The organism is Allobosea sp. TWI1241 (assembly GCF_039673065.1).
GTDB lineage: Bacteria > Pseudomonadota > Alphaproteobacteria > Rhizobiales > Beijerinckiaceae > Allobosea.
The window spans coordinates 20,332-40,025 of sequence record NZ_JBDJKW010000019.1; the positions used below are offsets into that span (position 1 = coordinate 20,332).

The window sequence follows — 19,694 nt, forward strand, 5'->3', positions numbered from 1 at the left end:
ACGCCGCTCAAGCAGGAAACCGCGGAAGGCCTCAGAACGGCTTGACGATGACCAGGATGACGATGCCGACCATCAGCACCGCCGGCACCTCGTTGAGGATGCGGTAGAAGCGCGGCGACTTGGTGTTGCGGTCATTGGCGAAGTCGCGCACGCGGCCGACCAGGTAGCCATGGATGCCCGAGAGCAGGAAGACCAGCAGCAGCTTGCCGTGCAGCCAGCCGCCCTTGAAGGCGAAGACGCTCCAGGCGAGGTAGAGGCCGAGCACCCAGGTGACGATCATCGCCGGGTTGATGATGCCCTTGAGCAGCCGCCGTTCCATGACCTTGAAGGTCTCGGACTGGATCGAGCCGGTCTGCGCCTCGGCGTGATAGACCATCAGCCGCGGCAGGTAGAGCATCCCCGCCATCCAGGCGATCACCGCGATCACATGCGCGGCCTTGATCCACTCATAGGCCATGGCGACCTCCCTCAGCTGCGCACCAGCGCGACCAGCCGCTCGACATGCGCGACCGGCGTCTGCGGCTGGATGCCGTGTCCCAGATTGAAGATGTAGGGGCGATCCCCCATCGCGGCGCGGATCGCGGCGACGCCGTCCTCCAGAGCCTTCCCGCCGGCGATCAGCGCCAGCGGGTCGAGATTGCCCTGCAGGATCGCCTTGCGGTCGAGCGTGGCGGCGGCCCAGGCCGGATCGACGCTCCAGTCCAGCCCGATGCCCTCGGCGCCGCTCGTCGCCGCCAGCGCCTCCAGCCGGGGGCCGGCGCCGCGGGCGAACAGGATCACCGGCACATGCGGATGGCGCGCCTTGACGCCGGCGACGATGCACCGGAGCGGCGCGAAGGAGAGCCGCTCGATCAGCCCCGGCGGCAGCGCGCTGGCGAAGCTCTCGAAGATCTGCAGCACCTGCGCGCCGGCCTCGACCTGCCGGCAGAGATAGGCGATCGAGGATTCGACCAGGAGATCGATCAGCCGGTCGAGGAAGGCCGGGTCTCTATAGGCGGTCAGCCGGGCCGGCGCCTGGTCGGGGGTGCCCTTGCCGGCGATCATGTAGCTCGCCACGGTCCAGGGCGCGCCGCAGAAGCCGATCAGTGCGGTCTCCGCGGGCAGGGCCGCCCGGATGCGCTCCAGCGCCTCGAACACCGGTGCCAGCCGCTCCAGCGACAGGGCCTCGTCGATGCGGACGAGATCGGCCTCGCCGGTGATCGGTTCGAGCTTGGGCCCCTCGCCCTCGGCGAACCAGACCTTCTGGCCGAGCGCATGCGGGATCACCAGAATGTCGGAGAACAGGATCGCCGCGTCGAAGCCGAAGCGGCGGATCGGCTGCAGGGTGACCTCGGTGGCCAGCGCCGGATTGTAGCAGAGATCGAGGAAGCCGCCGGCCTTGGCCCGGACCTCGCGATACTCCGGCAGATAGCGTCCGGCCTGGCGCATCATCCAGAGCGGGGGGGTCGGCGAAGCCTGTCCGGCCAGCGTGCGCAGGAAGAGGGGTTTGTCCATGGCTCTCTCGGATCAGGCCTCTCGGCCACTCGATATCGAAAAGAATCTTATTTGAGAGAGTCTTCTGTTTTGACTCTTGGTAGGGGGCAGATAGCCCGTCGCAAATCGCTCCACAACCTGTCCACAGGCCACATGGAGTCGCAGCGGCTCCTGCCCGCCCGTCGCCACATTCCTTAATGCTTTCTTAACGAAGCGGAATCCGGCTTAAGGGCGGCGCGCCCCGCCGACCCCCTCGGGTGATTCACGTGAAACACTTGGAATCGCCGCACAGGCTCCGGCCTGTTGACGATTCGTTAGGCTTACCCAGAGGTGAATCGTCGGCCCCTCGGCCGGGCCGACTTGTCCCCAGCCGTCCCCACCCCCTTGTATAACCGCAAGTCGGCCTCCCACGGCCTTTCAACGCCCGAAAGCGCTTCGGTCCGGCCCAAAATCCGGTCTATATCTGGCGAATCGGCGAGCGGCTTCGTGCGTCGGGCAATGCCCGCCTCGCGACGGGACGATCTGGCCGCTGCCAGCCCGCCTGGGCCGGCGACGGGACCGACAGACGGCGAGAGCGAAGGACATCCGTGCCCCGCAATTACTTCCATCTCCACCTCGTCTCCGACGCCACCGGCGAGACGCTGATCGCGGTGAGCCGGGCCGCGGCGGCGCAATACGAGACCGTCTCGGCGATCGAGCACGTCTATCCGCTGGTGCGCTCCGAGAACCAGCTGTCGCGGGTGCTGGCCGAGATCGAATCCTCGCCGGGCGTGGTGCTCTACACGCTGGTCGAGCCCGAGTGGGCCGAGCGGCTGGAGAGCTTCTGCCGCGAGCTCGGCTGCCCCTGCCTCTCGGTGCTCGATCCGGTGCTGTCGCTGTTCCAGTCCTATCTCGGCCAGGCCTCGGCGACGCGGCCCGGCGCGCAGCACGTGCTCAACGCTGACTATTTCCGCCGCATCGACGCGATGAACTACACGCTGATGCATGATGACGGGCAGCTCGGCGGCGATCTCGACAATGCCGACGTCATCCTGGTCGGCATCAGCCGCACCTCGAAGACGCCGACCTCGATCTATCTCGCCAATCGCGGCATCAAGACCGCCAATATCCCGCTGGTGCCGAACGTGCCGCTGCCGGCCGAGCTCGAGCGGCTGAAGAAGCCGCTGATCGTCGGCCTGGTCGCCAGTCCCGAGCGCATCATCCAGATCCGCCAGAACCGCCTGCTCTCGCTGCGGGCCGATGATGAGACCCCCTATGTCGATCCCGATGCGGTGGCCGACGAGGTCACCCAGTCGCGCCGGCTCTGTGCCCGCCGCGGCTGGCCGGTGATCGACGTGACCCGCCGCTCGATCGAGGAGACCGCGGCCGGCATCCTCGACCTGCTGCGCGATCACCGCATGAAGTTCATTGCGACATGAGCCTCGGCATGCCTGGCTTCTGGCGCGATGGCGAGCCGCTGGTGCTGGCCTCGGGCAGCGCGACGCGCCGCGACATGCTCGCCAGCGCCGGGTTGCCGGTGGAGGTGGTCAGGCCGGAGCTCGACGAGCGCACTGTCGAGGCGGCCTTCCTGGCGTCCGGTGGCGCGGCGTCCGGCATCGCCGCGGCGCTGGCCGAGGCCAAGGCGCTCGCCGTCTCGCCATTGCGGCCCGGGCGCTGGATCCTCGCTGCCGACCAGACGCTGAGCTGTGGCGGCGAGGCCTTCCACAAGCCGCGCGACGCCGCCGAGGCGCGGGCCCAGATCGCCGCGCTCGCCGGCCGCGACCATGTCCTGACCTCGGCCTATGCGCTCGCCCGCGACGGCATGATCCGGGCCAACGGCGCCCGCGACGCCCGGCTGACCATGCGCCCGCTTGGCCCCGAGGAGATCGCGCGCTATGTCGCGCTCGCCGGCGAAACCGCGACCGGTAGCGTCGGCGGCTATCGCATCGAGGAGCTGGGCGCGCATCTCTTCGCCGCGGTCGAGGGCGATCACTTCACTATTCTCGGCCTGCCGCTTTTCGACTTGCTGGCGTCGCTGCGCGCCTGCGGCCTTCTCGCCTGAACCGGTCCCGCCCCATGCCCGCCACACGTTGCTTCGTCATCGGAAATCCCATCCGCCATTCGCGCTCGCCGGTGATCCACGGACACTGGCTCGCCGAGCACGGCATCGACGGCAGCTATGAGCGCATCCAGGTCGCGCCCGAGCACGTGCCGGCCTTCCTCGACCGGCTGCGCGCCGGCGAGTTCGCCGGCGGCAACGTCACCGTGCCGAACAAGGAGGTGGTGATGCCGCTGCTCGACAGCGTCAGCGACACCGCCCGGCGCATCGGCGCGGTCAACACGCTCTGGGTCGCGGACGGGCGGCTGCATGGCGACAATACCGACGCCTATGGCTTCCTCGCTCATCTCGACGCCAGCGCGCCGGGCTGGGACGGGCGCGTCCGCTCGGCGCTGGTGCTGGGGGCGGGCGGCGCGGCCAAGGCGGTGGCGCACGGCCTCGCGGCGCGCGGGCTGGAACGCATCGTCATCGTCAATCGCGGGCCGGAGCGGGCGATCGAGCTCGCCGCCGCGGTCGGCCCGGCCGCAGAGGCCCGGCCGCTGGCGGAGGCCGCGGCGCTGGTCGGCGAGAGCGGCCTGATCGTCAACACCACCTCGCTCGGCATGCGCGGCCAGCCGCCGCTAGAACTCGACCTCGCGGCGCTGGTGCCGGGCAGAATCGTCTACGACATCGTCTACGTCCCGCTGGAGACGCAGTTGCTGGCGCAGGCGCGCGCGCTGGGCGGCGTGCCCGTCGACGGGCTCGGCATGTTGCTGCATCAGGCGGTACCCGGCTTCGCCCGCTGGTTCGGCGTGCGGCCTGCGGTGACGCCGGCCCTGCGCGCTCTGCTCGAGGCCGATCTCCCGCGCAGCTGAGGAGCCGCCATGACCTTCCTGCTCGGCCTTACCGGTTCGATCGGCATGGGCAAGTCGACCACCGCGACCCTGTTCGCCGAGGCCGGCGTGCCGGTCCACGACGCCGACCGCGCCGTGCACCGGCTCTATGCCGGCCCGGCCGTGGCGGCGATCGAGGCGGCCTTTCCCGGCACGACGACCGAGGCCGGCGTCGACCGTGCCAGCCTGTCGGCGGCGGTGCTCGGCCGGCCCGAGGCGCTGAAGCGGCTGGAGGCGATCGTGCATCCGCTGGTGCGGGCGGAGGAGGAGGCCTTCGTCGCCGGCTGCCGGCGCGCCGGCGCCACCGTCGCGGTGCTCGACATTCCGCTGCTCTTCGAGGCGGGCGGCGAGGGGCGCTGCGACGCGGTGGTGGTGGTGACGGCGCCGGCCGCGGTGCAGCGCAAGCGCGTGCTGGCGCGCGAAGGCATGACGGCGGAGAAGCTCGACGCCATCCTGGCCCGCCAGATGCCGGACGCGGAGAAACGCCGGCGCGCCCACTTCCTTGTGGACACGGGGCACGGGCTGGTGGCGGCCCGGCGCGCGGTCCGGTCTATCCTCGCCGCCGTCGCCGGCCGGCCGGGCCGGGCGCGGAGCTGAGGCAGGCAGGAGCTGGACGCGGCATGCGCGAGATCGTCCTCGATACCGAGACTACCGGCGTCGAAGCCAACAAAGGCGACCGCATCGTCGAGATCGGCTGCGTCGAGCTGGTCAACCATTGCCCGACCGGGAACAGCTTCCACGTCTACATCAACCCCGAGCGGCCGATGTCGGACGGCGCCTTCCAGGTGCACGGGCTCTCCGACGCCTTCCTGTCCGACAAGCCGGTCTTCGCCGCGGTCGCCGAGGACTTCGCCGGCTTCATCGACGGCGCCAGGCTGGTGATCCACAACGCCGCCTTCGACGTCGGCTTCATCAATATGGAGTTCGCCCGGCTCGGCCGGCCGCCGGTCCGGCAGGAGCTGGTGGTCGACACGCTGAGCATGGCGCGCCGCAAGCATCCCGGTGCCTCCAACAGCCTCGACGCGCTCTGCTCGCGCTACGGCATCGACAACAGCCGCCGCACCAGGCACGGCGCGCTGCTCGACGCCGAAATCCTGGCCGAGGTCTATATCGAGCTGATCGGCGGCAAGCAGGCCGATCTCGGCCTTGGTGCGGTCGGCACCGGCCGGGGCGGGCCGGGGCTGACGGCGTCGGGCGAGCGGCCCGTCAGGCAGCGCCCGCTGGCGCCGCGCCTCTCCCCGGAGGAGAAGGCGGCGCACGAGGCCTTCGTCATGAAGCTCAAGACCCCGCTCTGGCGCGGCTATCTCGGCGTTCCCGACGAAGGCTGAAGCCCGGCTTACGCGTCGGGCGGGTCGCCCTCGCGCTTGCGGCTGGCCGCACGGCGCGAGAGCATGTTGAGCGCCTCGATCAGGGCCGAGAAGGCCATGGCGGCGTAGATGTAGCCCTTCGGGACATGCGCGCCGAAGCCCTCCGCGATCAGCGTGGTGCCGATCATCAGCAGGAAGCCGAGCGCCAGCATCACGATGGTCGGGTTGCGGTCGATGAAGGTCGCCAGCGGGTCGGCGGCGAGCAGCATGACCAGCACCGCGACGACGACCGCGATGACCATGACCGGGATGTGCTCGGTCATGCCGACGGCGGTGATGATGCTGTCGATCGAGAACACCAGGTCGAGCAGCAGGATTTGGAAGATCACGCCGCCGAAGGTGACCGCGACCGCCTTGCCGCCGTCGAACAGGTCGTCGCCGCCGCCGGGATCGACCTTGTGATGGATCTCCTTCGTCGCCTTCCAGACCAGGAAGAGGCCGCCGGCGATCAGGATGATGTCGCGCCAGGAGAAGCCCTTGCCGAACACCTCGATCACCGGGGTGGTCAGCTGGACGATGATGGCGACGGTGGAGAGCAGCAGCAGGCGCAGGATCAGCGCCAGCCCGATGCCGATCCTGCGGCCGCGCGAGCGCTGATGCTCGGGCAGCTTGTTGGTCAGGATCGAGATGAAGATGAGGTTGTCGATACCGAGGACGACCTCCATGGCGATCAAGGCGCCGAGCGCCGCCCAGACTGCTGGATCGGCGGCAAGCGTCATCAGGTAATCCATGGAAGGGTGTCGACCTCTCTGGCACGGCGCGCCGTCATGGCGGCCTTCGGCCGGGTCGAGATGGAAACGGACTCGCCGTCCCGCAACGGCAGCCCATAAAAAAAGAGCCCCGAAGGGCTCTTTTCGTCGTCGTCAGGCTTGGTTCGTGGCGCGAAGCGCTCAGGAGACCGGGGCGTTGTCCTGGCCCTGCAGCTCCTCGACGCGCTGGCGATACAGCGTCGCGAAGTCGATCGGGTCGATATAGAGCGGCGGGAAACCGCCATTGCGGACGGCGTCCGCGACGATCTGGCGGGCGAAGGGGAAGAGCAGGCGCGGGCAGTCGATCATCACCACCGCATGCAGCTGGTCCTGCGGCACGCCGACGATGCGGAACACGCCGGCATAGCTCAGCTCGAAGGCGAAGAGCGTCTCGGACTCGCCGACGGTCGCCTTGCCTTCCAGGGTCAGGACGGCCTCGAACTCGCTGTCGCTGAGCGCGTTGGCGGTCACGTTGACCTGCAGGCCGATCTGCGGGCCCTGCTGCTGCTGGCCGCCGAGCGAACGCGGGGCGTTGGGGTTCTCGAACGAGAAATCCTTGATGTACTGGATCAGCGTGCTGAGGCTCGGCCCCTGCTGGTTGGCGTCTGCTGCGCCGTTGCCGTTTTCGTTGGCCATCGGTCCCATCGTCTTCTGGCGGCTGGACGGTGACGTCCGCGCGGGCGGAATTTCTTGTCCGCCACGCGGCTGCGCCGGACTCGCGTCGGCTATCACGGAAGCGCGTCGCGGCACAAGCGCGCCGACCCGAACCCTTGTCGGCCCAGGGGGTGGATGTTACGAGCCTGTGTCACCATATCCGCGGTGAGATGCGGCGATCACCCATCGCCGAGAGGTGGTGTTCTTTTCAAGGTTCGGATCGGCCGGCGATGCAAAATCTCGATATGACGACCCTGGTCTTCCTGGCCCTGGCCGTTTTCGTCGCCTGGAAGCTGCGCTCCGTGCTCGGCCAGAAGACCGGCCACGAGCAGCCGCCGACCGACCCCTTCCGCCGAGACCGCCCGCAGGCCGGGGCCGACCAGGCCACCGGCGCCGAGGGCCGCCCCGACAACGTCATCCGTCTGCCCGGTGCCGCCAACGATGCCGGCCAGGAACTGCCGGCGGCCGAGCGCTGGAAGGACATCGCCGCGCCAGGCTCACCCGTCTTTGCCGGCATCGAGGCGATCGACCGTCAGGAGCCCGGCTTCGACCCGCGCAATTTCCTCGGCGGCGCCAAGGCGGCCTACGAGACCATCGTCACCGCCTTCGCCCGCGGTGACCGCAAGGCGCTGAAGGGCCTGCTCGCCAAGGAGGTCTATGAGGGCTTCGAGGCGGCGATCTCCGAGCGCGAGAAGCGCGGCGAGACGGCCGAGTCCAATTTCGTCTCGATCGACAAGGCCGAGATCGTCGCCGTCGACGTCAAGGGCAAGACGGCGCAGGTCACCATCGCCTTCGTCTCCCAGCTGATCAGCGTGGTGCGCGACGCCCAGGGTGCCGTGGTCGACGGCAGCGCCGACAGCGTCTCCGAGGTCAACGACGTCTGGACCTTCTCGCGCCAGCTCGGCAGCCGCGACCCGAACTGGCTGCTGGTCGCGACCGAATCGGCCGCGTGATCCGTGCCGCCGGTCTGGTTCTGGGGCTTCTGGCCGCAGGCGGATCGGCGATGAGCGCCGCCGCTTCGCCGCCCGTCCCCGCCGGGGCGGAACTCGTCCGTATCGAACCCTCCACGCTCCCGGGCTGGAGCCGCGACGACCAGCGCGTCGTGCTGCGCCTGTTCGCCAAGGGCTGCCAGACCGATCCGCCGCTGCGCCAGGGCATCGCCCAGCCCGAGGGCCTGACCAGGGCCTGCGCGGCGGCCGCCACGCTCCTCGCCGCCGGCGAGCCCGATCTCGCCACGGCGCGCGCTTTCTTCGAAAGCCATTTCGACTTCTGGCGCGTGCGCCTGCCGGGCGCGGGCACGGGCTTCATGACCGGCTATTTCGAGCCGGAATTCGAAGGCTCTCTGACGCCCTCTCCGGCCTTTCCGACTCCGCTCTACGGTCGCCCGCCCGAGCTCGTCACCAAGATGCCCGGCGACGACTGGCCGGGCCTTGATCCCGACCTCTCCGCGGCGAAGCGTGGCGCGGACGGGCTCGAACCCTTCGCCGCCCGCGCCGCGATCGAGGACGGGGCGCTCGACGGGCGCGGGCTCGAAATCCTCTTCCTGCGCGACCCCGTCGACCGCTTCGTGCTGCAGGTCCAGGGCTCCGGCCGGGTGCGCCTGCAAGACGGAAGCGTCATCCGCCTGGTCTATGCCGGGCGCAACGGCCATCCCTACACCTCACTGGGCCGCGAACTCAGCCGGCGCGAGTCGATCCCGCCTGCGCAGATGACCATGGACCGGCTGGTCGCGCGGCTGAAGGCCGATGCCGGCTTCGCCCGCGAGCTGATCGCGCTCAATCGCTCCTTCGTCTTCTTTGCCCGGCGCGACGATCTTCCGCCGGAATCCGGGCCGATCGGCGCCGCCGGCCTGCCGCTGACCCCGCTGCGCAGCATCGCGGTCGACCGTTCGGTCTGGCCCTATGGGATGCCGGCCTGGATAGACGCCGAGATCCCGGACGGTGAGGGCAGCAGCGAAGCGATCGCCCGGCTCGTGCTGGCGCAGGATACCGGCTCGGCCATTCTCGGCCCCTCGCGGCTCGATCTCTTCGTCGGCTCGGGCTCCGCGGCCGGCCATCGCGCCGGGCTGATCCGCCACCCGGTCGCGCTGACCGTGCTCTGGCCGCGCGGGCAGGGGCGCTGAGGCGATGGCGCGCCGGCCCGGCAAGACCCTGACGGAGGCGGAGATCGCGCTCTGGCGGCAGGTGGCGCGCACGGTGACGCCCCTGCCCGGCCGCGGCGCGCTGGAACCTGAGCCCAAGCCCGAGCCCGAGCCCGAACCGCCGCCGGCTCCCGCGCCGGTGACCGCCACCGCATCCGCCGCGCTGATGCTCACCACCCGCCCCGCCCCGGCGAAGCCGGCGCAGCCGCCGCTCGCGCCGCTGGAGCGACGCCTGCGCACCCAGCTGCGCCGCGGCCGCCAGGGCGTCGAGGCCTCGATCGACCTGCACGGCATGCGCCAGGACGAGGCGCATCACGCCCTGCGCGGCTTCCTCCGGCTGCAGCAGCAGCGCGGCGCCAGGCTGGTGCTGGTCGTCACCGGCAAGGGCGGCGGCAGCGGCGGCCTGTCCGGCTTCGGCGAGGAGCGCGGCATCCTGCGCCGCAACGTGCCGCACTGGCTCAGCCTGCCCGACCTGCGCGCGCTGGTGCTCGGCTTCGACGAGGCGGAGCAGCGCCATGGCGGCGCCGGCGCGCTCTATATCCGCCTGCGCCGCGGCCGCGAGGCCGGGCTGTGACGCCCTATGGCCGCCGCGTCCGCGAATTGCGCGCGGCGCGCGGGGTGACGCTGGCGCAGATGGCGCAGGCGCTCGGCGTCACGCCGGCCTATCTCTCGGCGCTGGAGCACGGCAAGCGCGGCCAGCCGACCTTCTCGCTGATCCAGGGCACGATCCATGTCCTCGGCATCATCTGGGACGAGGCCGACGAGCTGATCCGCCTGGCCGATCTCTCGCATCCGCGCGTCACCGTCGACACGGCCGGGCTCGAGCCCGAGGCGACGCTGTTCGCCAACCGGCTGGCGCGCGAGGTGGAATGGCTCGGCCCCTCCGATCTCGCGGCGCTGACCTCGATCCTCGACGGCGCCGCCCGCCGGCGCGGCCGCGCTTGACCTCGCCGGGCCGCGATGCAACACGCCGCCCATCGCTCACCATCCCCGGATCCAGCCATGACCGCCAAGCGCTACGACGTTCTCGCCCTCGGCAACGCCATCGTCGACGTCATCGCCACGGCCGAGGAGGACTTCCTCGCGACGCACGGGCTGGTGAAGGGCTCGATGGCCCTGATCGACGAGGCCCGCGCCGAGGCGCTCTACGCCGCCATGGGGCCGGGCAAGGTGGTCTCGGGCGGCTCGGCCGCCAACACCATCGCCGGCCTCGCCTCCTTCGGCGGCCGCGGCGCCTTCATCGGCAAGGTCCGCGACGACGAGCTCGGCCGCCTCTACCGCCACGACCTGACCGCGCTCGGCGTCGGCTTCGACACGCCGGCCGCCTCCGAAGGCCCGGCGACGGCGCGCTGCTTCGTGATCGTCACGCCGGATGGCGAGCGCACCATGAGCACCTATCTCGGCGCCTGCCAGAACCTGACCCCGGCCGATGTCGACGAGGCGACCGTCGCGGCCGCCGACATCGTCTATCTCGAGGGCTATCTCTGGGATCCGCCGGCCGCCAAGGATGCCTTCCGCAAGGCCTCCGAGCTGGCGCACCGCGCCGGCGGCCGCGTCGCCCTCTCCCTGTCGGATTCCTTCTGCGTCGACCGCTATCGCGACGAGTTCACCGGTCTGATCCGCAACCGCACGGTCGATCTGGTCTTCGCCAACGAGCACGAGCTGAAGAGCCTGTACCAGACCGGCGATTTCGACGCGGCGATGCAGGCGCTGCGGGCCGAGAACGTGCTCGCCGTCGTCACCCGCTCGGAGAACGGCGTGCTGGCCGTGACGCCGGACGGCATCGTCGCCGAGCCGGTCTTCCCGGTCGAGCGCGTCGTCGACGCGACCGGTGCCGGCGACCTCTTCGCCGCCGGCTTCCTCCACGGGCTGACCTCGGGCCGCGAGGTGCGCGACTGCCTGCGCCTCGGCGCGCTCGCTGCTGCCGAGATCATCAGCCATGTCGGCGCGCGCCCGGACGTGAACCTCAAGACCTTCGCCGGCAATAACGGCCTGCTCTGAGGCAGAGCGCGCCGCTGCGGCGGCGCCCTGTCGAGGTTTCCAGAGATGACGTCATGGCCGGACCCGCCCCGGCCATGCGCGTTTTCGGGCGGTCGCTGCGGCCTGATATGCGAAAGCCCGCCGGTAGGCGGGCTTTCAGGCATCGTCGGGCGCTGCTTTGACGCTCAGGCGGCGCGGCGCAGCCCGCTCGCGCCCCAGATCTCGCTCAGCGCCGCCACCAGCGCGGCGATGTCGTCGTCGGAATGCAGCGGCGTCGGCGTGATGCGCAGGCGCTCGGTGCCGCGCGGCACGGTCGGATAGTTGATCGGCTGGACATAGATGCCGTAGCGCGCCAGCAGCTCGTCGCTGACACGCTTGCACAGCGCCGCCTCGCCGACCATCACCGGCACGATATGGCTCGGATTCGGCAGATGCGGGATGCCGGCCTCGTCGAGCTTGGCCCGCAGCGTGCGCACCCGGTCGCGCTGACCGTCGCGCTCGGCCGTGCTCGTCTTGAGATGACGGATCGCGGCGAGCGCACCGGCGGCGAGGGTCGGCGGCAGCGAGCTCGAGAAGATGAAGCCCGAGGCGAAGCTGCGCAGATAGTCGACCAGCGCGGTCGAGCCGGTGATGTAGCCGCCCATCACGCCGAAGGACTTGGCCAGCGTGCCCTCGATCAGGTCGAGCCGGTGCGTCAGCCCCTCCTGCTCGCTGACACCGCCGCCGCGCGCGCCGTAGAGGCCGACGGCGTGGACCTCGTCGATATAGGTCATCGCGCCGAATTCCTCGGCAATGTCGCAGAATTCGGCGATCGGCGCGATGTCGCCGTCCATCGAATACACCGACTCGAAGGCGATCAGCTTGGGCCGGTCGCGCCCGAAGCTCTCGAGCTTGCGGCGCAGGTCGGCCGGGTCGTTATGGGCGAAGATCGCCTTGTCGGCGCGCGAATGGCGGATGCCCTCGATCATCGAGGCGTGGTTCAGCGCATCAGTCAGCACGACGCAGCCGGGAATACGCGAGGCCAGCGTCGAGAGCGAGGCCCAGTTCGACATGTAGCCGGAGTTGAACAGCAGCGCGGCGTCCTTGCCGTGCAGATCGGCCAGCTCCTGCTCGAGCAGGACATGGTGGTGATTCGTGCCGGCGATGTTGCGGGTGCCGCCGGCACCTGCGCCGGCGCCCTCCAGCGCCTCGCGCATCGCCGCCAGCACGCTCGGATGCTGGCCCATGCCGAGATAGTCGTTCGAGCACCAGACCGTGACCTCGCGCGGCCCGTCCGGCCCGTGGAAGGTGGCGCGCGGAAAGGCGCCGGCCTTGCGCTCGATGTCGGTGAAGACGCGATAACGGCCCTCGCGACGCAGAGTTTCCAGCTCCGTACGGAAAAAGCTCTCGAAATCCATCATGCTGCTCCCGGAGCACGCGTCGCGGGGCCGACAGCGCCCCGGGATCGGAATGGTGCTCCATTCTATCGCAAACGCAGGACAATTCACCCCGGCACCGCGCGGTGCCGGGTGCTTTCCCTGCTGGCTGCACTCTTTGGCGATCGGAGGGCCGGCGTAAAGGCGCGCCATTGTCGCGCTTCCCCCGCGGCAGCCCGCGCGAAAGCCCATTTCCCTGCGCCGCGCCTGCTGGTTAGATCGGGCCGGAGCGAAGGAAAGGGACGGTCATGGCGGTATCGATCGACGGGCGCACGCTGAAGGGGGCGCAGGTGCTGCGCGTGGCGCGGCCCTCCGCATCCGGGCGCTTCGAGAAGGCGACGCTGGCCAGGAGCGCGCGCGAGGCGATCGCGGCGACCCGCGCCCATATCGACGCCAACTTCATGCATGACGACGCGCCGTTCATGTACTCCTTCAACACCGGCGTCGGCTTGTTCAAGGACCAGCGCGTGCTGATGTCCGAGATGGCGGAGTACCAGCGCAAGACCGTCTACGCCCACGCCACCGGCATCGGCGAGCCCTTTGCCGAGGACGTGACGCGCGCCACCATGCTGCTGCGCGCCAACGCCTTCGCCTCGAACTATTCCGGGCCGCAGCCGGCGCTGGTCGAGCGACTGCTCGCCTGCCTCAACGCCTGCATCCACCCGGTCATCCCGCAGAAGGGCTCGGTCGGCGCCTCGGGCGACCTCGCGCCGCTGGCGCATATGTCGGCAGCGATCTGCGGCTTCGCCGAGGGCGAGGCGGTGTACAAGGGCCGGCGCATGCCGGCGCGCGAGGCGCTGGCCAAGGCCGGGCTGGCGCCCGATTTCGTGCTCGGCGCCAAGGATGCCTCGGCCCTGATCAACGGCTCCACCGTCTCGCTGGCGCTCGGCGTGCTGGCGAGCGAGGACGCCGCCCGGCTGATCAAGGCCGCCGATATCGGGCTGTCGCTCTCGCTGGAGGCGATGCGCGGCGAGCTCGCCGCCTTCGATCCGCGCGTTCACCGGGCCCGCCCGCATCCCGGCCAGGCGCTGGTCGCCCGCAACCTGCTGCGCCTCACCGAGGGCAGCCGGCGCTGCTCGGCCGCTGCCCGCGAGACGATCTATCCCGACGAGATCGGCCGCACGCCCGGCAAGCCGCCGGCGCCGCGGGTGCAGGACGTCTATTCGCTGCGCTGCGCCCCGCAGGTGCACGGCCCGGCGCGCGAGGCGCTCGACTATGTCCGCCGCATCATCGGCACCGAGATCAATTCCGCCACCGACAACCCGCTGATCTTCGGCGAGGACGAGGGCTTCGTGGTGATCTCCGGCGGGCACTTCCACGGGCAATACGTCGCCCAGGCCATGGACCTGCTCGCCATCGCCATGACCGATCTCGGCTCGATCTGCGAGCGCCGCCTCGCCCGGCTGGTCGACCCGACCATGAGCTACGGCCTGCCGCGCAACCTGCTCGCCGGCAAGCGCGGGCTCAACACCGGCTACGCCACGGTGCAGTGCTCGATGTCGGCGCTGGTGATGGAGAACCGCACGCTCTCGGCGCCGGGCTCCGTCGATTCGATTCCGGGCAAGTCCAATGCCGAGGACCATGTCTCGAACTCGACCTGGTGCGGCCGCAAGGCGCGCACCGTCGTCGAGAATGTCGAGATGATCGTCGCCATGGAGATCCTGATGGCCTGCCAGGCGCTCTCGCTGATCGCCGAGACCGCGAGCGCCCACCCGCTCGGCAAGGGCACCCAGGCCGCGCTGGAGGCGGTGCGCGCCGCCATCCCGCCGGCGCTCGACGGTGACCGCTGGTACGCCGCCGAGATGAACCGCGCCACGGCGCTGATCCGCTCCGGCGAGCTGGTCGCGGCGGTCGAGGCGGCGATCGGCACGCTGGAGTAAGGCTGGGGGCTCCCCTGTCCCGTAAGGAGAGGGGGCCCGCGCCGGCCGGTCGCCATGGCGGCGACGGGCCCGCGTATGACGCCGGTCAGTACAGCGTCGCCTTGACGCGCGCGGGTAGGGCCGCGTCATAGGCCTCGCCGTCGAAGACCGGCCCGGCGGCCCGCCGTGAGATCGCGTTCAACATGGCGCCGGGGCTCGGCAGCGCGCGCTTGTCGACCTGCGCCGCCGGGTTCCACAGGTCGGCCCGCACCACTGCCCGCGAGCACTGGAAATAGGCGGCCTCCACCGTGACGACGATGACGCAGGCCGGCGGCTTGCCCGCCATGACGAAGCGCGCGCACAGCGCCGGGTCCGCCGAGATCGCCGCCCGGCCGTTGATGCGCAGGGTTTCGCCCATTCCGGGGATCAGGAAGAGCATTCCGATGCGATCGTCCGACAGGAGATTTCGCAACGTATCCAGGCGGTTATTGCCTTTTCGGTCCGGAATCAGCAGCGTTTTCGGGCCCTCGACCGTGACGAAGCCCGGCAAATCCCCGCGCGGCGAGCAATCCAGGCCCCCCGGACCCTGCGTCGCCAGCACCATGAAGGGCGAGGCGGCGATCAGTGCGGCGTAGTTGGCGTCGACATGGTCGAGCTCCTTGAGCAGCGAGGCCGGCGCCGGCTGGGCCGGATAGAGCGCGGCGAGCTGCTCGGGCGTGGTGATGCGGTCGGTGGTCATGGCGGATCCCGGTTGAGATAAGTCTAGACTATTGGGGATCGGTGCAGAAGGCCAGCCCGTCCCGTCTTGGCGGCCGCATCGACGCCATCCGGGCAGGGTGATGATCGCGGGCGACCGCGGTGGCTTCAGCCTCCTCCGGCGGCCGACGCGGAAGACGCCCCAAACGAAAACGCCCCGCATCTCGCGATGCGGGGCGTCTGATTCACGTGGAACGCCGGCCCGGAGGCCGGGGCGAGATCACTCGCCCTGCTTCTCGCGGGACTTCTCGGCGTCGCGCTCGGCCTTGAGCTTCTCGGTGATGTCCTCGCCGGTCTCCTGGTCGACGACCTTCATCGAGAGGCGGATCTTGCCGCGCTCGTCCTGGCCGAGGAACTTGACCTTGACCTTGTCGCCTTCCTTGACGACGTCCTGGACTTTCTGGACCCGGCGCGCGGCCAGCTCCGAGATGTGGACCAGGCCGTCCTTGGCGCCGAAGAAGTTCACGAAGGCGCCGAACTCCATGATCTTCACGACGGTGCCGTCGTAGATCATGCCCGGCTCGGCCTCGGAGACGATCGACTTGATCCACTTGATCGCGGCTTCGATCGACTTGCCGTCGGCCGAGGCGATCTTGATGGTGCCGTCGTCCTCGATGTTCACCTTCGCGCCGGTCTTCTCGACGATCTCGCGGATGACCTTGCCGCCCGAACCGATGACTTCGCGGATCTTCTCGACCGGGATCTTCATCGTCTCGATGCGCGGCGCATACTCGCCGAGCTGGCTGCGCGAGGCCGACAGCGCCTTGGCCATCTCGCCGAGGATGTGGTCGCGACCGCCCTTGGCCTGCTCGAGGGCGACCTTCATGATCTCCTCGGTGATGCCGGCGATCTTGATGTCCATCTGCAGCGAGGTGATGCCCTCGGCCGTGCCGGCCACTTTGAAGTCCATGTCGCCGAGATGATCCTCGTCGCCGAGGATGTCGGAGAGCACCGCGAAGCGCTCACCCTCGAGGATGAGGCCCATGGCGATGCCGGCGACCGGCGCCTTCAGCGGAACGCCCGCATCCATCAGCGCCAGCGAGGTGCCGCAGACGGTGGCCATCGAGGAGGAGCCGTTCGACTCGGTGATCTCCGAGACGACGCGGATCGTGTAGGGGAACTCGCTCTTGGCCGGCAGCATCGGACGGATCGCGCGCCAGGCGAGCTTGCCGTGACCGATCTCGCGGCGGCCGGGCGAACCCATGCGGCCGGCTTCACCCACCGAATAGGGGGGGAAGTTGTAGTGCAGCAGGAAGGTCTCCTTGTAGGTGCCTTCCAGCGAGTCGATGTACTGCTCGTCGTCGCCGGTGCCGAGCGTGGTCACGACCAGCGCCTGGGTCTCGCCGCGGGTGAACAGCGCCGAACCGTGGGTGCGCGGCAGGATGCCGGCCTCGGAGACGATCTTGCGGACCGTCTTCAGGTCGCGGCCGTCGATGCGCACGCCGTCGTCGAGGATGGTCCAGCGCACGACCTTGGCCTGGGCTTCCTTGAACTGGCTGGCGACCTGCTCCTTGGTGAAGGTGGTCTTGCCGTCCGGGGTCTCGGAGACCAGCTCCGCGACCTTGGCCTTGGCGGCGTCGAGGGCCTTGTAGCGCTCGGCCTTGGTGGTGATCTTGTAGGCGGCGCGGATATCGGCGTCGACCAGCTTGAGCACGGCGTCGAGCACGACCGAATTGTCGGCCGGGACGTAATCGCGCGGCTCCTTGGCGGCCTTCTCGGCCAGGCGGATGATCGCCTCGATCACCGGCTGGAAGTGCTTGTGGCCGAACATCACGGCGCCGAGCATGACCTCTTCGGAGAGCTGCTTGGCCTCGGACTCGACCATCAGCACGGCGTCGGGCGTGCCGGCGACGACGAGGTCGAGCTGCGATTCCTTGACCTCGTCGACCAGCGGGTTGAGCTTGTAGGCGCCGTCGAAATAGCCGACGCGCGCTGCGCCGACCGGGCCCATGAACGGCACGCCGGACAGGGTCAGCGCCGCAGAGGCGGCGACCATCGCGACGATGTCGGGATCGTTCTCGAGGTCATGCTGCAGCACGGTGCAGACGACCTGCGTCTCGTTGCGGTAGCCCTCGACGAAGAGCGGGCGGATCGGCCGGTCGATCAGGCGCGAGACCAGCGTCTCCTTCTCGGTCGGACGGCCTTCGCGCTTGAAATAGCCGCCGGGGATGCGGCCGGCCGCGAAGGTCTTCTCCTGGTAGTTCACCGTCAGCGGGAAGAAGTCGATGCCGGGCTTGGGCGACTTGGCGGAGACGACGGTGGCGAGCACGACGGTCTCGCCATAGGTGGCGAGCACCGCGGCATCGGCCTGGCGGGCGATCTTGCCGGTCTCGAGCACGAGCTTGCGCCCGCCCCAGATCAGCTCTTCGGTCTGAACATCGAACATGAATGTCTTCTTTCGGTCGGATGCGATCCGTCCGGCGTTCGAGCCCATGAGCAAGACGGCGGAGCGTCCGGGGCGGCGGCTTTCAAGCAGCGCGCCCGGGCGCTCGGCGATCCTGCCATGGACGTCGCGGACGCCGGCGGATCATGCGGGGAAGGCCGCCCATGCGGCCGCCGCACTTCGTGATGGCCGGCCGCACCATTGCGGCGACCCGTGTGGCCGGGGGGACGTGAGCGGCCCCCTTGGCCTCTCCCCTGGCGGGATGCGCTTCCGGCGCGCCGCCGTCGGGGCTTCTAGCAGAACCGCCCGGAGCGGTGACGCACCGGGCGGATCCTGTCGTCTGTGCTCAGCGGCGGATGCCGAGGCGGCCGATCAGCGTGCGATAGCGCGCCTCTTCCTTGCCCTTGAGATAGTCGAGCAGCGAACGGCGCTGCGAGACCAGCTTGAGCAGGCCACGACGCGAATGGTTGTCCTTGGCGTGCGACTTGAAGTGACCGGTCAGGTTGTTGATCCGCTCGGTCAGGATCGCGATCTGCACTTCCGGGGAGCCGGTGTCGTTCGGCTTGGTGGCGTATTCCTTGACGAGCTCGGTCTTGCGCTCGGGCGTGATCGACATCGGGATGATCCTTTGGTTGGGTGTTGCTGTGGCGGGCCGGGCCGGGATGTCGTCCAGCGCGGTCCGGATCCCGCATCCGCCTCATCGTGGAAGGGATGCGCAGCCGGCATGATCGGCCGGTTGGGCCGGGCATATACACGAAATACGGCGAAACGCCAGCGCTACCGCTGCGCCCTGGCCGGAGCCGCCTCAGCCTTGCCGTCGCCGTCGCCGTCGCCCGCCGCCGCGTCGTAGCGGCGCTGCGCCGCCTCGATCTCCGCGACGTGCTCTTCGGCCCAGCGCGTCAGCCCCGCCACGGTGACGGCGAGCGTGCGCCCCAGCGGCGTCAGCGCATATTCCACCGTCACCGGCACGGTGGCGAAGGCGCGCCGCGCCACCAGCCCGTCGCGCTCGAGGCTCTTCAGCGTCTGCGACAGCATCTTCTGCGAGATATTGTCGATGCGCCGGCGCAGCGCGTTGAAGCGCAGCGTCTCGCGCTCCAGCAGGATCAGGATCAGCACGGCCCATTTGTCGCCGATGCGGTCGAGCACCTGCCGCGTCGGGCAGCGCGCGTCGAACGGGTCGGGGCGATGCAGCATGGCGGACGGTATCCTGCAGGTGACCAGATGCGGGGAAAGTGCCTTCTTGAGCGCTTGTCCCATGGCTGCCATCTGGTGTCCATCGGAACCCTGGTTCCTTCTGGATACCACGAGAGGATCGTCGCGATGACCACGTCGCCCACCGCCGCTGGCGCTGCCCGCACCGCCAAGCCCCAGACCGTCGCCTTGATCGGCGCCACCGGCTTCGTCGGCGCGCGCCTGCTGGCCGAGCTCGTCGCCCGCGGCCACCGCGTCACCGCCATCGTGCGCAACCCCGGCAAGGTCCCGGCCCTGGACGGCGTCACCGCCCGCGCCGGCGACGTGCATGACCGCGACGGGCTGGCCGCCCTGCTGGCCGGGCACGATGCGGTGATCAGCGCGGTGCATTTCCTCGCCAGCGACGGGCCGACCCTGCTCGCCGCGGTCCGGAAGTCCGGCGTGCCGCGCTATCTGGTGGTCGGCGGTGCCGGCAGCCTCGAGGTCGCGCCCGGCGTCCGGCTGGTCGACACCGAGGGCTTCCCGGAGATCTATCTCGGCGAGGCGCGGGCCGGCGCCGCCTATCTCGACCTGCTGCGGGCCGAGCGGGCGCTGGACTGGACCTTCCTGTCGCCATCCGCGGTGATCGCGCCGGGCGAGCGTACCGGGCGCTTCCGCCTCGGCGACGACGCTCTGCTGGTCGGCGCGGACGGCGAGAGCCGCATCTCGGCCGAGGATTTCGCGGTGGCGCTGGTCGACGAGCTGGAGAGGCCGGCTCATCCGCGCCGCCGCTTCACCGTCGGCTACTGACGAAAGCGCCGAACGGCCTGCCGCCGCC

At 70.0% G+C, this 19,694-nt stretch carries 21 protein-coding genes; 12 read left to right on the forward strand and 9 right to left on the reverse strand.

Going from position 1 to position 19,694, the window contains the following annotated elements; all coding sequences use genetic code 11:
• Positions 1–31: 31 nt before the first annotated feature.
• Both hemJ and hemE read right to left on the reverse strand, forming a co-directional pair.
• Positions 32–457: a protoporphyrinogen oxidase HemJ gene (gene hemJ, locus ABE438_RS18565; RefSeq protein WP_346504156.1), complete on the reverse strand. Its 426-nt coding sequence runs from the start codon at positions 455–457 to the stop codon at positions 32–34.
• An 11-nt stretch (positions 458–468) separates the two neighbouring features.
• Positions 469–1,494 (reverse strand): uroporphyrinogen decarboxylase, encoded by a 1,026-nt coding sequence (hemE, locus tag ABE438_RS18570; protein ID WP_346504157.1) that lies wholly within the window; start codon positions 1,492–1,494, stop codon positions 469–471.
• A gap of 566 nt (positions 1,495–2,060) precedes the next feature.
• Between hemE and ABE438_RS18575 the strand changes: the two genes are divergently transcribed.
• The 5 genes from ABE438_RS18575 to dnaQ are packed head-to-tail and all read left to right on the forward strand — an operon-like array spanning position 2,061 to position 5,711.
• Positions 2,061–2,891: a pyruvate, water dikinase regulatory protein gene (locus ABE438_RS18575; RefSeq protein ID WP_346504158.1), complete on the forward strand. Its 831-nt coding sequence runs from the start codon at positions 2,061–2,063 to the stop codon at positions 2,889–2,891.
• An 8-nt stretch (positions 2,892–2,899) separates the two neighbouring features.
• A complete protein-coding gene (locus ABE438_RS18580; protein WP_346504159.1) occupies positions 2,900–3,514 on the forward strand; it encodes a Maf family protein in 615 nt (204 codons plus the stop codon).
• Between the two features lie 14 nt (positions 3,515–3,528).
• A complete protein-coding gene (locus tag ABE438_RS18585; RefSeq protein ID WP_346504160.1) occupies positions 3,529–4,365 on the forward strand; it encodes a shikimate dehydrogenase in 837 nt (278 codons plus the stop codon).
• A 9-nt stretch (positions 4,366–4,374) separates the two neighbouring features.
• Positions 4,375–4,980 carry a dephospho-CoA kinase gene (coaE, locus tag ABE438_RS18590; protein ID WP_346504161.1) on the forward strand — a complete coding sequence of 202 codons (606 nt, stop codon included), beginning with the start codon at positions 4,375–4,377 and terminating at the stop codon, positions 4,978–4,980.
• A 23-nt stretch (positions 4,981–5,003) separates the two neighbouring features.
• Positions 5,004–5,711: a DNA polymerase III subunit epsilon gene (gene dnaQ, locus ABE438_RS18595; RefSeq protein ID WP_346504162.1), complete on the forward strand. Its 708-nt coding sequence runs from the start codon at positions 5,004–5,006 to the stop codon at positions 5,709–5,711.
• Positions 5,712–5,719: 8 nt separating this feature from the next.
• On the opposite strand, the gene ABE438_RS18600 is transcribed toward dnaQ, so the two are convergent.
• Together ABE438_RS18600 and secB are read right to left on the reverse strand one after the other, a co-directional pair.
• A complete protein-coding gene (locus ABE438_RS18600) occupies positions 5,720–6,481 on the reverse strand; it encodes a TerC family protein (RefSeq protein WP_346504163.1) in 762 nt (253 codons plus the stop codon).
• Positions 6,482–6,640: 159 nt separating this feature from the next.
• Positions 6,641–7,144 (reverse strand): protein-export chaperone SecB, encoded by a 504-nt coding sequence (gene secB / locus ABE438_RS18605; protein ID WP_465248638.1) that lies wholly within the window; start codon positions 7,142–7,144, stop codon positions 6,641–6,643.
• Between the two features lie 239 nt (positions 7,145–7,383).
• Between secB and ABE438_RS18610 the strand changes: the two genes are divergently transcribed.
• From ABE438_RS18610 to ABE438_RS18630, 5 genes are read left to right on the forward strand one after another with little or no spacing between them, the layout of a single operon-like run.
• Positions 7,384–8,106: a Tim44/TimA family putative adaptor protein gene (locus ABE438_RS18610; protein WP_346504165.1), complete on the forward strand. Its 723-nt coding sequence runs from the start codon at positions 7,384–7,386 to the stop codon at positions 8,104–8,106.
• 50 nt (positions 8,107–8,156) lie between these two features.
• A complete protein-coding gene (gene mltA, locus ABE438_RS18615; protein ID WP_346504166.1) occupies positions 8,157–9,275 on the forward strand; it encodes a murein transglycosylase A in 1,119 nt (372 codons plus the stop codon).
• Between the two features lie 4 nt (positions 9,276–9,279).
• Positions 9,280–9,867 carry a Smr/MutS family protein gene (locus ABE438_RS18620; RefSeq protein ID WP_346504167.1) on the forward strand — a complete coding sequence of 196 codons (588 nt, stop codon included), beginning with the start codon at positions 9,280–9,282 and terminating at the stop codon, positions 9,865–9,867.
• Entirely contained in the window at positions 9,864–10,238 is a 375-nt protein-coding gene (locus ABE438_RS18625; protein WP_346504168.1) for a helix-turn-helix domain-containing protein, read from the forward strand. Before ABE438_RS18620 ends, ABE438_RS18625 begins: the two co-directional genes overlap by 4 nt.
• 57 nt (positions 10,239–10,295) lie before the next feature.
• A complete protein-coding gene (locus ABE438_RS18630; protein ID WP_346504169.1) occupies positions 10,296–11,294 on the forward strand; it encodes an adenosine kinase in 999 nt (332 codons plus the stop codon).
• Between the two features lie 164 nt (positions 11,295–11,458).
• On the opposite strand, the gene hemA is transcribed toward ABE438_RS18630, so the two are convergent.
• The gene (hemA, locus tag ABE438_RS18635; RefSeq protein WP_346504208.1) at positions 11,459–12,670 is read right to left on the reverse strand and encodes a 5-aminolevulinate synthase; all 1,212 of its coding nucleotides are present in this window, start codon (positions 12,668–12,670) and stop codon (positions 11,459–11,461) included.
• 266 nt (positions 12,671–12,936) lie between these two features.
• On the opposite strand from hemA, the gene ABE438_RS18640 reads away from it, so the two are divergent.
• The gene (locus tag ABE438_RS18640) at positions 12,937–14,568 is read left to right on the forward strand and encodes an HAL/PAL/TAL family ammonia-lyase (protein ID WP_346504170.1); all 1,632 of its coding nucleotides are present in this window, start codon (positions 12,937–12,939) and stop codon (positions 14,566–14,568) included.
• Positions 14,569–14,653: 85 nt separating this feature from the next.
• Here the strand turns inward: ABE438_RS18640 and ABE438_RS18645 are convergent, their stop codons facing one another.
• The 4 genes from ABE438_RS18645 to ABE438_RS18660 form a co-directional block, all read right to left on the reverse strand.
• Positions 14,654–15,286, reverse strand: coding sequence for a pyridoxamine 5'-phosphate oxidase family protein (locus tag ABE438_RS18645; protein WP_346504171.1), 633 nt, complete (start codon positions 15,284–15,286; stop codon positions 14,654–14,656).
• 237 nt (positions 15,287–15,523) lie between these two features.
• Positions 15,524–17,689 (reverse strand): polyribonucleotide nucleotidyltransferase, encoded by a 2,166-nt coding sequence (gene pnp, locus ABE438_RS18650; RefSeq protein ID WP_346504172.1) that lies wholly within the window; start codon positions 17,687–17,689, stop codon positions 15,524–15,526.
• Positions 17,690–18,032: 343 nt separating this feature from the next.
• On the reverse strand, positions 18,033–18,302 hold the full coding sequence (gene rpsO, locus ABE438_RS18655; RefSeq protein WP_346504173.1) for a 30S ribosomal protein S15: 270 nt from the start codon (positions 18,300–18,302) through the stop codon (positions 18,033–18,035).
• A 161-nt stretch (positions 18,303–18,463) separates the two neighbouring features.
• A complete protein-coding gene (locus tag ABE438_RS18660) occupies positions 18,464–18,880 on the reverse strand; it encodes a winged helix-turn-helix transcriptional regulator (RefSeq protein WP_346504174.1) in 417 nt (138 codons plus the stop codon).
• A gap of 126 nt (positions 18,881–19,006) precedes the next feature.
• Between ABE438_RS18660 and ABE438_RS18665 the strand changes: the two genes are divergently transcribed.
• Positions 19,007–19,666: an NAD(P)-dependent oxidoreductase gene (locus ABE438_RS18665; RefSeq protein WP_346504175.1), complete on the forward strand. Its 660-nt coding sequence runs from the start codon at positions 19,007–19,009 to the stop codon at positions 19,664–19,666.
• Positions 19,667–19,694 lie beyond the last annotated feature (28 nt).

Excerpts from the sequence above, each read along its gene's own strand:
- dnaQ (WP_346504162.1), top strand. The coding sequence starts at position 5,004 with ATGCGCGAGATCGTCCTCGATACCGAGACTACCGGCGTCGAAGCCAAC.
- pnp (WP_346504172.1), bottom strand. The coding sequence starts at position 17,689 with ATGTTCGATGTTCAGACCGAAGAGCTGATCTGGGGCGGGCGCAAGCTC.
- ABE438_RS18660 (WP_346504174.1), bottom strand. The coding sequence starts at position 18,880 with ATGCTGCATCGCCCCGACCCGTTCGACGCGCGCTGCCCGACGCGGCAG.
- ABE438_RS18585 (WP_346504160.1), top strand. The coding sequence starts at position 3,529 with ATGCCCGCCACACGTTGCTTCGTCATCGGAAATCCCATCCGCCATTCG.
- ABE438_RS18610 (WP_346504165.1), top strand. The coding sequence starts at position 7,384 with ATGCAAAATCTCGATATGACGACCCTGGTCTTCCTGGCCCTGGCCGTT.
- mltA (WP_346504166.1), top strand. The coding sequence starts at position 8,157 with ATGAGCGCCGCCGCTTCGCCGCCCGTCCCCGCCGGGGCGGAACTCGTC.
- ABE438_RS18620 (WP_346504167.1), top strand. The coding sequence starts at position 9,280 with ATGGCGCGCCGGCCCGGCAAGACCCTGACGGAGGCGGAGATCGCGCTC.
- ABE438_RS18580 (WP_346504159.1), top strand. The coding sequence starts at position 2,900 with ATGCCTGGCTTCTGGCGCGATGGCGAGCCGCTGGTGCTGGCCTCGGGC.
- secB (WP_465248638.1), bottom strand. The coding sequence starts at position 7,144 with ATGGGACCGATGGCCAACGAAAACGGCAACGGCGCAGCAGACGCCAAC.
- ABE438_RS18665 (WP_346504175.1), top strand. The coding sequence starts at position 19,007 with ATGACCACGTCGCCCACCGCCGCTGGCGCTGCCCGCACCGCCAAGCCC.
- hemA (WP_346504208.1), bottom strand. The coding sequence starts at position 12,670 with ATGGATTTCGAGAGCTTTTTCCGTACGGAGCTGGAAACTCTGCGTCGC.
- ABE438_RS18640 (WP_346504170.1), top strand. The coding sequence starts at position 12,937 with ATGGCGGTATCGATCGACGGGCGCACGCTGAAGGGGGCGCAGGTGCTG.
- ABE438_RS18600 (WP_346504163.1), bottom strand. The coding sequence starts at position 6,481 with ATGGATTACCTGATGACGCTTGCCGCCGATCCAGCAGTCTGGGCGGCG.
- ABE438_RS18630 (WP_346504169.1), top strand. The coding sequence starts at position 10,296 with ATGACCGCCAAGCGCTACGACGTTCTCGCCCTCGGCAACGCCATCGTC.
- ABE438_RS18645 (WP_346504171.1), bottom strand. The coding sequence starts at position 15,286 with ATGACCACCGACCGCATCACCACGCCCGAGCAGCTCGCCGCGCTCTAT.
- hemE (WP_346504157.1), bottom strand. The coding sequence starts at position 1,494 with ATGGACAAACCCCTCTTCCTGCGCACGCTGGCCGGACAGGCTTCGCCG.
- coaE (WP_346504161.1), top strand. The coding sequence starts at position 4,375 with ATGACCTTCCTGCTCGGCCTTACCGGTTCGATCGGCATGGGCAAGTCG.
- rpsO (WP_346504173.1), bottom strand. The coding sequence starts at position 18,302 with ATGTCGATCACGCCCGAGCGCAAGACCGAGCTCGTCAAGGAATACGCC.
- hemJ (WP_346504156.1), bottom strand. The coding sequence starts at position 457 with ATGGCCTATGAGTGGATCAAGGCCGCGCATGTGATCGCGGTGATCGCC.